Annotated in this window: 12 protein-coding genes; 5 read left to right on the top strand and 7 right to left on the bottom strand. The window is 69.9% G+C overall.

Annotated features, from left to right (window positions below):
• Positions 1-5 precede the first annotated feature (5 nt).
• The gene (tesB, locus tag NE235_RS22535; RefSeq protein WP_252806151.1) at positions 6-866 is read left to right on the top strand and encodes an acyl-CoA thioesterase II; all 861 of its coding nucleotides are present in this window, start codon (positions 6-8) and stop codon (positions 864-866) included.
• An 82-nt stretch (positions 867-948) separates the two neighbouring features.
• Here tesB and NE235_RS22530 read toward each other — a convergent pair whose 3' ends face one another.
• The 6 genes from NE235_RS22530 to NE235_RS22505 form a co-directional block, all read right to left on the bottom strand.
• The gene (locus NE235_RS22530; protein WP_252806150.1) at positions 949-3,195 is read right to left on the bottom strand and encodes an SDR family NAD(P)-dependent oxidoreductase; all 2,247 of its coding nucleotides are present in this window, start codon (positions 3,193-3,195) and stop codon (positions 949-951) included.
• 8 nt (positions 3,196-3,203) lie between these two features.
• Positions 3,204-4,229, bottom strand: coding sequence for a zinc-binding dehydrogenase (locus NE235_RS22525; protein WP_252806148.1), 1,026 nt, complete (start codon positions 4,227-4,229; stop codon positions 3,204-3,206).
• A 38-nt stretch (positions 4,230-4,267) separates the two neighbouring features.
• Positions 4,268-4,948, bottom strand: coding sequence for an O-methyltransferase (locus NE235_RS22520; RefSeq protein ID WP_252806146.1), 681 nt, complete (start codon positions 4,946-4,948; stop codon positions 4,268-4,270).
• Positions 4,941-5,768: a hypothetical protein gene (locus NE235_RS22515; RefSeq protein WP_252806144.1), complete on the bottom strand. Its 828-nt coding sequence runs from the start codon at positions 5,766-5,768 to the stop codon at positions 4,941-4,943. The genes NE235_RS22520 and NE235_RS22515 overlap by 8 nt, the downstream gene beginning before the upstream one ends.
• On the bottom strand, positions 5,765-7,291 hold the full coding sequence (locus NE235_RS22510; protein WP_252806142.1) for an HAL/PAL/TAL family ammonia-lyase: 1,527 nt from the start codon (positions 7,289-7,291) through the stop codon (positions 5,765-5,767). The genes NE235_RS22515 and NE235_RS22510 overlap by 4 nt, the downstream gene beginning before the upstream one ends.
• A 225-nt stretch (positions 7,292-7,516) precedes the next feature.
• Entirely contained in the window at positions 7,517-8,806 is a 1,290-nt protein-coding gene (locus NE235_RS22505) for a wax ester/triacylglycerol synthase domain-containing protein (protein ID WP_252806140.1), read from the bottom strand.
• 397 nt (positions 8,807-9,203) lie between these two features.
• Between NE235_RS22505 and NE235_RS22500 the strand changes: the two genes are divergently transcribed.
• From NE235_RS22500 to NE235_RS22490, 3 genes are all read left to right on the top strand, one after another.
• A complete protein-coding gene (locus NE235_RS22500; protein ID WP_252806138.1) occupies positions 9,204-10,007 on the top strand; it encodes a TrmH family RNA methyltransferase in 804 nt (267 codons plus the stop codon).
• Positions 10,008-10,511: 504 nt separating this feature from the next.
• Entirely contained in the window at positions 10,512-10,784 is a 273-nt protein-coding gene (locus NE235_RS22495; protein ID WP_308206135.1) for a WhiB family transcriptional regulator, read from the top strand.
• A 44-nt stretch (positions 10,785-10,828) separates the two neighbouring features.
• Complete coding sequence (locus NE235_RS22490) at positions 10,829-10,990, top strand: hypothetical protein (RefSeq protein WP_252806133.1); 162 nt, start codon at positions 10,829-10,831, stop codon at positions 10,988-10,990.
• 32 nt (positions 10,991-11,022) lie between these two features.
• Here the strand turns inward: NE235_RS22490 and NE235_RS22485 are convergent, their stop codons facing one another.
• A complete protein-coding gene (locus NE235_RS22485; RefSeq protein WP_252806132.1) occupies positions 11,023-11,253 on the bottom strand; it encodes a hypothetical protein in 231 nt (76 codons plus the stop codon).
• Between the two features lie 1,028 nt (positions 11,254-12,281).
• Here NE235_RS22485 and NE235_RS22480 point away from each other — a divergent pair.
• Entirely contained in the window at positions 12,282-13,952 is a 1,671-nt protein-coding gene (locus NE235_RS22480) for an AMP-binding protein (RefSeq protein ID WP_252806130.1), read from the top strand.
• The last annotated feature ends 14 nt before the right edge of the window (positions 13,953-13,966 follow it).

Below are 13,966 nucleotides of genomic sequence, written 5' to 3'. Positions count from 1 at the left end.
GAGCGATGAACGCCGCGCTGAAGGAGCTGCTCGAACTGCTCGACCTGGAGCAGATCGAGGCCGACATCTTCCGGGGGCGAAGCCCGGAGGAGCGCCAGCAGCGCGTGTTCGGCGGGCAGGTCGCCGGCCAGGCGCTGGTCGCCGCCGGGCGTACCGTCCCCGACGACCGCAGGGTGCACTCGCTGCACGCGTACTTCATCCGCCCGGGCGACCCGAGCGTGCCGCTCGTGTACACCGTCGACCGGGTCCGTGACGGCCGGTCGTTCACCACGCGGCGGGTCTCCGCCATCCAGCACGGCAAGGTGATCTTCACCCTGTCGGCGTCGTTCCAGATCGCCGAGGACGGCCCGTCGCACCAGGCGCCGATGCCCGAGGTGCCGGGTCCGGAGGAGCTGCCGACGTTCCAGGAGCGGATGGAGCGGCTCTTCGGCAAGCTGGACAACGAGTTCATGCGCAACCGGCCGATCGACCTGCGGCACGTCACGCCGCTGACCTGGGAGGCCGCCCGCGACCCGGAGCTGGTCGGGCCGGAGTCGCTGGTCTGGCTGCGCGTGGCGGGGGAGCTGCCCGACGACCCGCTGCTGCACGTCTGCCTGATGACGTACGCCTCGGACATGACCCTGCTGGACACCGTCCTGCTCAACCACGGTCTCGCCTGGGGCGACCGTAAGACGATGGGCGCCAGCCTCGACCACGCGATGTGGTTCCACCGGCCGTTCCGCGCCGACGAGTGGCTGCTGTACGCCCAGGACACCCCGAACGCCTCCGGTGCCCGCGGTCTCGCCCGCGGCCAGGTGTTCACCCGCACCGGCGAGCTCGTCGTCTCGGTCGTCCAGGAAGGTCTCATCCGCGTCACCGGCTCCTGACCCCGGCGCCCCGGCTCGAAAGGTGATCCCTGGTGGCTACTGCGTCCTATCGGCAGCATTCGCCAGGGATCACCACGACGCCTTAATCCAGCGACAGGTCCTCGATTGTCACGTATCGGCCGGCCAGGTGGTCGGCTGCACCCGTGGCCACGGCGACCAGCGCACGTACGGCCGTCTCGACAGGAGTGAACCGTCCGGCGTCGCGTGCGGCCAGGGTCCAGTCCAGGATCTCGTCGGCCCAGCGGTCTCCGGTGTGCCCACGGTCGAGATGTGCCCTGGTAATGCCGATGTCGAGAAGGCCGGGATCGAAGGCGACAGCGGTGATCCCGGTGCCGTGGACCTCGCCGTCGAGGTTCGCGGTCAGGGAGATCAACGCGGCCTTCGAGATCGAGTACGCGCCGGCGTGCGGCCATCGCTTCCGGCCGGCCCGGCTGACGACGGTGACGACACGACCGCCGCCCTGGTCGAGCAGCCGGGGCAGTATGGCTCGGGTGACGAGCGCACTTCCTCGGACGTTGACCTCCATCGCGTGCCACCACGCGTCCTCGTCGACCTCCCACAGAGGACCGATCGGTCCTGGGGCACCGGCGTTGTTGACCAGCACGTCGACGCCGCCGAGCGTGTCGTCCAGGTGACCGAGGACGCGTGCCCAGGCTTGCGGATCGGTGAGGTCGGCGACCGCGTACTCCCCGATGCCGCCGCGCTCCCGGATGCCCTTGGCCGTCTCGAGGAGGCCGGCCTCGTCGCGTCCGGTGACGAGTACGGACGCGCCCGCCGCCGCGAGGCCCTCGGCGAACGCCCGGCCCAGACCCCGGCCACCGCCGGTCACGAGGGCCCGGAGGGCCGGCGGCCGGGTCGGTTTGCCGGTGGAGGAACGGGGGATGGCCTGTACGCGCTCGATGGCCCGCACGCGCTTGTACGGCGCGACCCGGTCGGCGACGTGTCGCGTGATCTCGGACAGGGGCACCCGGTCGTTGAGCACGACGTAGGCCTTCGGCACCTCGCCCGCCACGGGATCGGGCAGGCCCGCGACGAGGGCCTCGGCGACGGCGGGGTGCGTGGCCAGGACGTCCTCGAGCTCGGCCGGTGAGACCTGGTACCCCTTGTACTTGATGAGCGACTTGATCCGGCCGGTGATCCGGACGAATCCCTCGTCGTCCTGGGCTGCCAGGTCGCCGGTGCGCAGCCAGCCGCCCTCGGCGCGCGGCATCGACGGGTCGGCGCCGGCCGGCACCACCTGCGGGCCGCGTACCCACAGTTCGCCCGGCCGGCCCGGTGCGACGTCCGTACCAGTCTCCGGATCGACGAACCGCACCTCCGTGCCGGGCAGCGGGACGCCCACCGAGCCGATCGGCACCGCCCGGCCGTCGGGGCTGAAGCAGACGCAGCCCGCCTCGGTCATACCGAAGCCCTGCACCACCGGTACCCCCAGCGACTCGGCGGACCGGACGGCCACGGACGTGGGCAGCGGCGCCCCTCCGGACACGGCCAGTCGCAGGTCCGGCCAGGCCCGTTGCATCGACGGCATCGCCGCCAGTTCGGCGAGCACGCTCGGCACCACGTACGCCACCGCGACCTGGTGGTCCCGGAGCAGGCCGAGGAAGTGCGGCACCGAGAAGGGAGTGGCGACGATGACCAGGGTCGCCCCAGCGCGCAGTACCGGGTTCATGGCCATCTGCATCCCGTAGATGTGCCGCAGCGGGGGGACGGATAGGACGACGTCCCCGCTGCGGATCTCGTGCAACGCGGCGATCTGGGCGAGGTTGGCCACCAGGTTATGGTGGGTCACCGCGATCCGCTTCGGTCCGCGCAGCGTGCCGCTGGAGGACATCAGGACCGCGGGCCGCTCTCCGCCGCGGACGGGCTGCGGATCCGGCGCCGCGCGCAGCGCCTCCGCCCAGGCGACGCATCCGGGTGGCCCGTCCCCGATCACGATCGTGTGCGTGGCCGGAATCGATGACTCGGGGATCCCGAGGGCGGTCTCGACGATGAGCGCCTCCGCGCCGGTCTCGGCGATCGCGGCGGCCCATCGCGCCGGGTCGCGCGGGTCGAGCGGCAGGACCGTGCACCCTGCGGTCAGTGTCCCGTGGTACGCGATGACGAACTCCGCGCTGTTCTCCGTCAGCACGGCAACGACGGCGTCCTCGCCCAGCCTGAGGCTGCGCAGGCACCCGGCGAGCCCGCTGATCGCCCGGGTGAGGTCACCGTACGTCCACTCGCGCGGCGCACCGCGCGAGTGATCGACCACGGCGATCCGGTCGCCGTCCGCCGGCGAGTCCAGAACGTACCCGCTGACCGCGATCTCCCCGGGATCCTCGTACGTTCTCACGTTCACCCTCACGGTTCGACCAGGACCTTCGTGGCCTGCCGATCGACCATCGCGCGGTAACCACCGTCCGCGGCGTCCAGCGGCACGGTCAGCTCGAACACCGGACTCGGATCGAGTTCGCCCGCGACGACGTCGGCGAGGAGCTCCGGAAGATAGGCGCGGGCCGGTGCGAGCCCACCGGTGAGCCGCACGTTGCGCAGGAAGCACGCCGCCATGTCGATCGCGCCGTGCGGGCCGCCGACCAGGCTGATCACGCCGCCGTCGGCACACACCGCCATGGCGGTGTCCAGCGCTCCCTGCTCGCCGACGGCCTCGACCACGAGGTCAGCGCCGATTCCTCCGGTGGCGTCGAGAACCTGGGCGTGTCCCTCCGGACCCCTAGCGGTGACGACCTCGGTCGCGCCGAAGCCCTTCCCGATGCGCAGTCTGCCCTCGTGGTGCCCGAGGAGGAGTACCCGCTCCGCGCCGGCCCGGCGGGCCGCCAGCACCGCGCACAGCCCCACCGCGCCGTCCCCGACGACGGCGACGGTGGCTCCGGCGACAGGCCCGGCCGTCCGGACCGCGTGGTACCCGGTGGGCATGACGTCGGCGAGCGTCAGCACTGCCGGTACGCGCTCGTCGTGCTCGTCCATCGGGACGTGGACGAGCGTCCCGTCGGCGAGCGGCACGCGTATCGCCTCGGCCTGCGCTCCACCTGCCTGAACGCTCCACATGCCGCCGGCCATGCAGGAGGTGGGAACCCCGCGGGCACACCGGGCGCACGTCCCGTCGGAGAACATGAACGGGGCCACGACGAGATCACCCACGCGGACCGTCTCTACGGCCGTGCCCACGTCCTCAACCACGCCTACGAACTCGTGTCCGCACCACGGCCCCGAGACCGGGCCGGGGAGTCCCCGGTAGGCCCGCACGTCCGTGCCGCAGACGCCCGCCGCCACGACACGGACGACCGCGTCGGTCGGGAGCTCGATCACCGCGTCGGGCACCTCCCCGGTGATGATCTCACCGGGCCTGTTGAGCAACGCCGCCTTCATTGGTCCACTTCCACATTCGCTTGCATCGTCTGCGGGGCTTACTTCTTGCGGGCGAGGGTGAGCCCGTCGGCCACGGTGAGCAGGACGGATTCGACCCGGTCGTCGGCGAGTACATGGGCGTTGAAGTCGCGGATGGCCTGCGCGTTGCCCGTCGCGTCCGGGGACACCGCCTCACCCGCGTACAGGACGTTGTCGGCGATCAGCAGGCCGCCGGGACGGACCCGGGGCACGAGCAGTTCCCAGTAGTCCACGTAGCCGACCTTGTCCGCGTCGATGAAGACGAGGTCCACGAACGGCTCGTCCGGCAGCGTCCGGAGCGACTCCGCCGCCGGCCCGTGCACCTGGCGGATCCGCTCAGCCACCCCGGCCGCGCGCCAGGCCTCGGTCGCGATCGCCGACCACTCATCGGTGATGTCAAGGGTGATCACTGTGCCGTCGGTGTCGACGCCTTCGGCGAGCGCCATCGTCGAGTACCCCGTGAAGGTGCCGACCTCGACGACCGTGCGGGCGGAGATCAGCCGCGCGAGCAGGGTGAGTAGGACCCCCTGCTCGGGGGGAATCTGCATCTCGGCGACACCGCCGAGCGCGAGCGTGGCGTCCATCAGTGAGCGCTGGGCGGCGGTCAGGGGTCCGGCCTGCGCACGCACGTACCGCATCAGCTCGGGTGTCATCGGCATCGTCTTCTCGACGTACGGCTGCATTTCGGTCAGGTCATCCACGGTTGTCCGTCCCTTCGGTGAGGATGGCTTCAGCGGCCTGCGCGGGGAAGGCGATATGGGTCGTAATGCGGGCCTGTAGGTCGTCGAGCGCGGCACGGTCGTAACGGACTTCGAGCGGTTGGTGCTCGAGGTCCGTGAGCACCGCACGGGTCCGGTGGTGAAGTTGCTCGACGAATTCACGGGAACAGACCGACCGCCGGCCGGTGAGGAAGAATGAGTCGAGGAGGTCGCTCTCCTCCACGGTCGGGGCCTGGTGCGCGTCACGCCCCGCGTCCCGTAGTAGCGAGCCTCCGGAGGGGACGAGGCGCGCCGCCATGCTCATGTGCGCCAGCCGGTTGAGCTTCAGGGACTCCTTCAGCGGCGTGCCCGGGGCGGGCGCCACCGCGGCCAGGCGTACCAGCACTTCCCGGTAGTCCCTGGCCCACGTCCCGCTGAACGCGGGGTGACGGGCCCTCATCCGCGACCGGATCACGCTGTCGTAGACCGCCGGCGTGCAGCTTCCCGCGTACAGGAGCAGCGCGGAGTACGCGTCGTAGAGCCGGGCCACGGTGTCGGCAGCCTCGGCACGGCCGGCCAGGACGGCCCCCAGGGATTCCGACATCAGGCGCCAGATGCAGAACGTCACATGGTGGCCAAGGAGCCAGCGGTACCAGCCGCGCGTGTTCTCGTCCGCGTCGATAAGGGTCTCGTGCGCGCTCACTCGGTGGTGCGTCGGGCCGTCGCAGGCGGCGAAGGGCTGATCAGGCAGCGGAAGCACCAGCAGGCCGAGGTCGACCTTCTGGACCGGGCCGAAGGCCGGATGGTCGAGCGTCGCGGTCATGCGGTCGCCGTCTCCGCGACGTGGCGGTCGAGTACGTCGGCGGCCGTGCGGATGTCCTCGTCGAGCGGCCGATCCTGCTCGATGGGCGCGATCTGGTCCGCGAGGGCGGCCGCCAGGTCGGCGCACCGGCGGGCCGTCGGCCTCCGGGATCCGGTGTGGATCGCCTGGCGCAGCGCGACGCCGAGACAGCCGTGCAGGAGACGGAGTGATCGCGCCTGTTCGAAGGCCGTGAGCGCCCCTTGCGTTCCGAACGGCACGATGTCCTGGTTGTGCAGGTTCGTGGGCACGCTCTGCATCGCGGCCGGTGTGCAGCACCGGCGCATCGCCACGACCGTGGACGTGGCCAGCACCTGCATGCCCTGGATCGCGTGCTGCCGTCCCGGGCTCGTCGAGAGCATCGGCGGCCTGCCGCCGTTGCGGTGCGGGTCGACCAGCAGGTCGACCTGGCGTTCGGCGAGGTTCCCGATTTGCGTCGCCACGATGGACAGCAGGTCGGACGCGAACGCCGCGGGCTGCCCGAAGAAGTTGCCGCCGTGCGCGACGAGGTCCTCTTCGGGGAAGAAGAGCGGGTTGTCGCTCACTCCGTTGAGGTCGCGGGTGATGACCTCCGACGACCAGGCGATGGCGGACCTGGCCGCGCCGAGGAGCTGCGGGGTGCACCGGATGCTGTACGGCTCCTGCAGTGGACGGTCCGGTGACGGATCGATGCCGGCCAACCACGAGGACAGCTCCGCACCTACAGTCACGACCTCCGGATGTCCGAAGGCCGCGAGCAGCGGGGGCGCGAGGAAGGCCGGTGCCGCCCCGAGCAGGTCGGCCAGCAGCGCCACGAGCCCGACGGCGACGTGCTGCGACCTCTGCAACGACGCCGTGGCCAGCCCGGCCAGCGCGCTGGTGACCGACGTGCCGTTGACCAGTCCGAGCGCGTCGCGGCCGTCCAGGCGCAAGGGGTCGAGGCCGGCGCGGGCGAGTGCCTCGTCCGCGGGCATCCGCACGCCGTCCACGTAGGCGTGGCCGACGCCGCGCAACGCCTGTACGACGTGGGCGAGTGGTACGAGATCCCCGCTGGCGCCGACGGAGCCGAGCGTGGGAACGGCGGGTGCGAAGGGGGCCTGAAGCATCCGGCGTAGTGCGTGCACGACGGTGTCGGAGACGCCGGAGACTCCGCGGGACAAGGACCACAGGCGTGCCAGCACTGCGGCGCGCGCGACCTCGGGCGGCAGATCGGGACCTTGTCCGACGGTGAGATGCTGCAGCACGTTCTCGCACTGCTCGGCCGCGGATTCCCGGCCATCGAACACGACGAGTGGCCCGAAGCCGGTTGTCGAGCCGTACACCGGCCGTTCGTCGCGCAGGCTGGCGGCGACGAACGCGTGACCGTGCTTGACCGCGGCCAGCGCCTCCTCGGAGAGGACTACGTCGACTGGACCGGAGGCCGACTCGAGGTCAACAGGGGTGAGAGCGGATTTGGAGTGGAGGATGGGGACGAAGGCGTTCATGTACTTCCCGCTTCTCTCAGCCATGGGGCGGGGTTACGGACATGAAGTATCTGCCTTTAGGGCCAAAACAGTCAATATCTGAGTAAACATTCAATTAATTGGCGGTGAAGTTCGCTGTATGCAATTGCCGATAAGGTTTGCGACGTTCGATGACAACTCGGCATTCGCCTGCGACGTCGTGTTCTGAACCGTCATCGGCAATCCGTTTCTAGGATTCGATGCCAGTCGTCCACCCGCCAGGCCGGGTTCTCAGAAGCGAGAGTCACTGAGCGGCGCCGCGTGCAGTTCGTCGACGGCCTGGAGCCATCGCGCCGTGAGGATTTCGGGAGCGATCGCGTCCTCGTCTGTCAGCACGGAGAGCGTGGTCCTCCCGTCATAGGTCGCCATGAGCGTGAAGCATGCGTGGCCGGGAGGCATCCATGGCAGCGGGATGAGCTCGGTCACCGGCGCGCCGAGGCAGGTGAGCGCGTCCGGGACGTTCACTCCGGAGATGGTGAGCCTGGTGCGGGCCGGGTGGGCGACCCGCATGTGCAGGCGACCGAGGAGCGAGTGAGGACCGGCGGCCACCACGTCCTCCCAGGCTCGCTTGTGCCGCCGGATCTTCGATCTGCCGACGGTGCGGGTGATCGCTCTGAGCTGCTGGGCCGGTGAGGACCGGTCCCAGGGGAGGGGGATGCGGTCCAGTCCGAGGTGGTTGCCGACGGCGTCTTCCCGCCGGCCCGGCTGCCGGGTGTCCAGGGGAAGGCAGACGTGCAACGGGCGGTGTCGCGTCGAGGACGAGCCCGCCTGGGCGTCCAGGGCCCGGAGCGCCGACGTCATGGCGGCGAGATGGACCTGGGTGACGCTGGCGCCGTACCGGTCGGCCACGGTGCGCAGCGTTGCGGTGGGCACCTGCGCATACGCGAATCGTCGTCGCCGTCCCTTGACCTGGTCGATGGGGTCCCACCCGGCGGTGGGAAGGTAGCTGGAGAGGACCTGCGGAGCCAGGACGGCCATCGCCCGCACGGCGTGGAGAAGGGAGGGGCGCGCGCCGGGCTCAGGGGGTTGGCCAGGCAGGTCGGCCGGATCTTCGCAGAGGAGTATCCGCAGCGTGCGCAGGACGCCGGTGGCGTCTTGAACCGCGTGGTGGGTCAGGAAGTAGAGCTCCCACCGTCCGTCGTGGAGGCCCGGGTCGAGCCAGATGCCCCAAAGCGGCCGCTCCGGCTCCGTGGCGGGGATCAGTTGCTGCGCCGGACTCAGGTCTTCGTCGAGCCGGGGGCAGGTCCGCACATGGCGTCGGATGTCGAAGGCCTCGTCGGAGGTCCAGCGGAGGCGGCCTTCCGTCGTGCTCGGACGGTGCGTCAGCGCGGGTAGGGCCGGCAGGCTGCGCGCGATCCGCTCACGGAGGTCCTCCAGGTCCGGCGCGCGGCCGGTGCCCCGGAGCAGGAATCCGAAATACGGGTCGGCGGCCTGAGGGGCCACGGCGTCCATCGAGAGGAAGCTCTCGGTCCAGTAGTTGACTCCGACGGGAGCGGAGGGGTTCGGGCTTCGGCCGGTCATTGTTCTGTGCGTGACCATCTCTGTGCAGGCGGATGCCGATCAGGCCGGCTGACGCCCTGTTTCCCGCCGGTCCCCTCGAGTGGCTGGGGCATGGCCCTTCGGAGCCGAAAGCGCGAGGAGGTCAGGAGGCCGCATTGGTGCGGAGGCCGAATCCTGCTCGATACATCGGACGGGTACATGGTCGTCCGCAATAGCGATTTTTGTCCAGACTCCCAGCAGAAGAATGTTGTTCGGTTGGGCGGCGACAGCGGGTGAGGTTCTGTCAGGGTGTCTGGCGCGGAGAGGAGGAAATGTCCAATAATGTCAAGATTTGTCTGGTTTCAGGTCGGCTGGGTCGTCTCCTGCCCGTGGCGGTGGGGCGGGCTCGGCGCCGCCGTGGCTGTACGGTGACCGACTGATGCGGATCACTACGCGGAACGCGCGCTTCCAGCAGTGGGCGGCGCTGCTCACCAACCGGACCAAACGGCAGCGGTCGGGAGAGTTCGTCGTGCAGGGGGTGCGGCCGATCACGCTCGCCATCGCGCACGGCCGCCCGATCCGCGCCCTGCTGTACGCGCACGGGCGGCGGCTGTCGTCCTGGGCGCAGGGCGTGCTGGACGAGACGGCGGCCGAGCGGGTCGCGATGGCGCCGGAGCTGCTGGACGAGCTGGCCGGCAAGGAGGACGCCGAGCTGGTGGCCGTCGCGGAGCTGCCGCCGGACGACCTGGCGCGCATCACGCCGGACGGGCCCGTCGTCGTCTTCGACCGGGCCGCCGAGCCGGGCAACATCGGCACGGTCGTCCGATCCGCCGACGCATTCGGGGCCTCGGGGGTCATCGTGACCGGGCACGCCGCCGACCCGTACGATCCCAAGTCCGTGCGCGCCAGCACGGGGTCGCTGTTCGCCGTGCCGGTCGTACGGGTGCCGGCGCCCCGTACGGTGATCGACTGGGCGCGGGAGAAGGCCCTGCGGATCGTCGGAACGGACGAGACCGGCACCGTGGACGTCGGCGACAGCGACCTGCGCGGCCCGGCGCTGCTCGTCATCGGCAACGAGACCCGCGGGATGAGCGGCGCCTGGACGGCGGCCTGTGACGAGGTCGTCCGAATCCCGATCGTCGGGGCGGCGAGTTCGCTCAACGCCGCGTCCGCGGCGACGATCTTCCTCTACGAGGCCGCCCGGCAACGCGGAGTGGCGGCGAAGACGGCACGAGAAAAATAAGAAGTCGCAGGTAGAAAATACGTTGCCCCGATCCTGCGGGCGAACGTACGCTTCTCGCGAGCACTTGAACGGCTCCGCTCCGCGGAGCCTCGATCGGATGAGTGGAGGTGGCAGTCCGGTGAGGAACACGCTGATTCCCACGACCTGGGCGGCCGCCTGCGCGCGTCCGGCGATGGTGTCCGCCAGCGGCTCCACCGTTGTGGCCACGTCCCTGTCGAGCCTCGAGTCCCGGTATGCGTCCGTCGAAGGCGGACGTGTGCGACCCGGCGGCGCCGATCTGCAGACGTGGCATGTCCTTGGGATGTTCCCGGCTACCCAGACGAATGCCCAGGTCAAGGGCGCTGCTGAGAAGCGCGCCGGAGTGGGTCCGTACCCCTGGAGACCACCGGAGCAATAGCTCCGAGCAGGCCTCCAGGCCGCGGATCCCGACCCGGGAACCGCGGCCTTTTTGTTTGGCCAGACCGTCCGAGCCAACGAGACCACATCAAGAAAGGGGTGGAGACCGTGGGACTCGCGCTGACCGCGATCAGCGAGAACCTGGATCTTCCCTGCCGGACCGAGCCTGAGCTTTTCTTCGCCGAGTCGCCGCAGGACGTCGAGCTGGCCAAGGCGCTGTGCGCCGAGTGCCCGGTCCGGCGGTCCTGCCTCGCCGGGGCCAAGGAGCGCCGGGAGCCCTGGGGCGTCTGGGGCGGGGAGCTGTTCGTAAGGGGCGTCGTCGTACCCCGGAAGCGGCCGCGGGGTCGTCCCCGCAAGAACGCCGACGTGGTGGCGGCATGACGCACCGCCCGGAACTTCGCATCGACATGGAGAAAGAGCGAGAGATGAGCTTGCTCAGCATCGAACTGTCCCAGGAACGAATACGGGACGCCGAGCGGGTGGCCACGCGCCGCCGCGACGCCGCCCAGGTCCGCGCCATGCGGCGGGCCCGGCGCGACGCCGAGGTGACCGCGGTCCGCCTCCGGCGCCTCCTGACCACGCGCTGACGCGAACCGCCGACGCGAACCGCCGACGCGCCCTACGAGAAGACGGGCCCCCGCATCACGACGGATGCGGGGGCCGTCGCGACTCGATGCTCAACCGGCTTGAGCTGGGAGCACCCGTGGAACGCCCGGCCGGATCCATCCGGCCGGGCGTTCCACGCGTGCTGGGAAGGGTGCTCGCAGGCGCGCGCCGAGCGGGTCGCGTGCAAGGACGCCAGGAGCTGCTGCCGGTCGGCGTCGATGCCGCCCGGCTCGGTGGTGAACACCAGCATGACCTCTGACGCCGCGTGCCTGGGAGCATCGTGGCCGGTTCGGGAGGTTCATGGCCTGGGGCGGCCTGCTGCTCACCCGGCCGGCGGAGCAGGGTGCGCTGCCGCAGTTGCGCGCCGCGAAGCGGATTGTGTGGCGTGGCTCTCCCATGGCGCGTTCGGCTTCCGCGTGTCCTGGGGATCAGGGATGCTGGGGGGAAGTCGGATGGAGGGGGGCGGGGATGGTCAGCTGTTCGTCGTGTGGAGCAACTGCTGAGGCGCCGCTGGGCTGGATGACCGAGCTCACCGAGCGGGGCCCGGTCTACCTGTGCGATCGCTGCAGCCGGGAGAACATCCGGTCCATCGAGGGCCGACTGGATCCCGTCTACTGGTAGGCGGCTGCCTCGCAGGATGGCTCCGTGCATGTACCCGTGGCTGCACCGACAGGCTGCGGCCACGGACATGATCGAGGTGCGACCGTCACCTACCGGCCTCACTCGGTGACGGGAAGGAATTTCGAACCGCTGATTGGGTGCGCAGCCCGGGGTTCTGCAACGTCGCCAGGAGGATAGCGGTGCGCGCGTCACGCGTCGCGTCGAATTCAGCCACCCACACGGCACCTCGAATGAAGCTGTGCACGTAGTGGTCGGTGAGCCCGTGAAGGTTCCGGCTCCGGGCTGACACTGCGCGTTACGGACTGTACCTATTTTCGCTGTATCAGGGAAGTGGTGCCGGCTCCCGCGTTCCGCGGATCGCCCCCCCGACGAAGCCGGCGGCTGGATCGGTCGGTTTTCGGTCGCCGTAGCAGTGCGGGCGGCCGACCGGCCGAACGTCCCGGTGCTGCGGGTCCATGGCCGGCGTCATCTTTCATGGTTCAGGCGGCCATCTCCGGCCGCTTGTGGGGATGGTCTGAGCTGGACATCGGCGATGCTGCCACAAGTCGCATAACTGGTTGTCCAAAATCTGAGATGAGGTCACGCGCAAAACCTGCTATGCATGAGTCTCCATTCTTCGCGTTGCGCTCTGGCGGTGGAAGGTGATTCAGCGTGGGTGGTAGCAACTCAGTGCATCCTGGTCGGTCAACGGTGCGAACCCTCGCTGAGCTGATCGACCACCTCGATGACGATCGTGGGGGCACGCAACTGGTGTTCCCCGAGACCGGTGAGCGCCTGCTGCACCGCGAGATTCCCGAACGAGCGTGGGGCGTCGCAGACTCGCTCGGACGCTTGGGGGTGGCCGACGGAGTACTTGTCGGTCTGCTCATCGGCTCGGTACCGGAATTTCTTCCCGCCGCGTTCGGCGTGTGGGCGGCAGGTGGTGCGGTCACCGTGATTCCCGTGCCGCCGGTGCCCGCGGCCCCGAGTGCCGTGGCGGCCGGCCTGGCTCCGATGCTCGACGGTGTGCGCCACTTGCTCGTGGCCGAGGCATACGAGGAGATCGCGCGGGAGCTTCACGCGTTGCGACCGGACCTCGCTGTCCTGGCCGTTCGCGACTGCGCACCGGCCGCCGTCCGACCGGCTTCGTCGGTGGTGCGGCCGACATCGCCGGCGATCGTGCAGTTCACCTCCGGCAGCACTGCCCGCCCCAAAGGCGTGGTGCTCTCCCATCGGGCGGTGCTCGCCTGCTTCGCCGCGACAGCGGTGGCGAGCACGGTGAATCCGGACGACATCGTCGTCTCCTGGGTACCGCTTTTCCACGACTTTGGGCTGATTACCCTGTTGTTCGGCATATGGCAGGGCTACGAGCACCACTTGTTCAGTGCGTGGCGCTTCATCCGTCGTCCACGGGAGGTCATCGAGCACGTCAGTGCCTGCCGGGCAACCGTCTTCGGCGGCCCCAACTTCGCCTACGACAGGATCGCTGCCGCTTACTCCGACAACAGCCTGCTGGGTGGGCTCGATCTGAGCTCGTGGCGATTGGCCCTCAACGGTGGCGAGCCGGTGAAACCGGGGACGGTGAATGACATCGCCCGAGCGCTGGGGCCTGCCGGCCTGGCGGCCACGGCAATGCTGCCGGTCTACGGGATGGCGGAGGCCGTCATGTCCGTCGCCTGCCCCCAACCGGGTACACCTCCTAAGGTAGCGTGGCTGGACCGGGAATCGCTGGCCCAGCATCGCCGTGCCGTCGTTGTGCCAGAAGGCACGGACCACGGCACCGGGCTGGTCTGCGTCGGTCATGCCGTCCCCGACATGGAACTTCGACTTCGCGACGAGCACGGGCGTGACGTACTGGACGGCGAAGTCGGCGAGATCGTATTGCGCGGACCGTCGCTGGCTGACGGCTACTTCGACACGCCGGGCAGCCCCGCCGGGCCGCTGCTGCGTGGCGGCTGGCTGCATACCGGCGACCTGGGTGTCCGGCTGGACGGCGAACTTTACATCGCGGGCCGCGCCAAGGACATGGTCATCGTGGCCGGTCGGAACTTCTTCGCCGAGGATGTCGAGGACGTGGTCAGGGCGGGCATGCCCGGAGGCCACGGCCGTTGTGTCGCAGTAGCCGACCACGACCGCGAACGAGTGGTCGTGGTGGCGGAAACGGACGATCTCGCCACGGCGGCCGATCTGTCCGTCCGGCTGCGGGCCCTGGTGTCCTCGCGGCTCGACCTCGGTGCCGTCGATGTCCACGTCGTGCCGCGCAACACCCTGCCTCGCACCACCAGCGGCAAGTGGCAACGCGCCCTCACTGCCCGCTACCTCCGCGAACTGGTGAAGCCGTGAATCGGTGCGGTGCC

The organism is Actinoallomurus spadix (genome assembly GCF_024055725.1).
Classification (GTDB): Bacteria; Actinomycetota; Actinomycetes; order Streptosporangiales; family Streptosporangiaceae; genus Actinoallomurus; species Actinoallomurus spadix.
This window is presented reverse-complemented; position numbering and strand designations above follow the sequence as displayed.

Bases quoted from the DNA above. Each gene is read 5' to 3' on its own strand.
- tesB (WP_252806151.1), top strand. From the start codon at position 6: ATGAACGCCGCGCTGAAGGAGCTGCTCGAACTGCTCGACCTGGAGCAG.
- NE235_RS22500 (WP_252806138.1), top strand. From the start codon at position 9,204: ATGCGGATCACTACGCGGAACGCGCGCTTCCAGCAGTGGGCGGCGCTG.
- NE235_RS22490 (WP_252806133.1), top strand. From the start codon at position 10,829: ATGAGCTTGCTCAGCATCGAACTGTCCCAGGAACGAATACGGGACGCC.
- NE235_RS22505 (WP_252806140.1), bottom strand. From the start codon at position 8,806: ATGACCGGCCGAAGCCCGAACCCCTCCGCTCCCGTCGGAGTCAACTAC.
- NE235_RS22510 (WP_252806142.1), bottom strand. From the start codon at position 7,291: ATGGCTGAGAGAAGCGGGAAGTACATGAACGCCTTCGTCCCCATCCTC.
- NE235_RS22525 (WP_252806148.1), bottom strand. From the start codon at position 4,229: ATGAAGGCGGCGTTGCTCAACAGGCCCGGTGAGATCATCACCGGGGAG.
- NE235_RS22515 (WP_252806144.1), bottom strand. From the start codon at position 5,768: ATGACCGCGACGCTCGACCATCCGGCCTTCGGCCCGGTCCAGAAGGTC.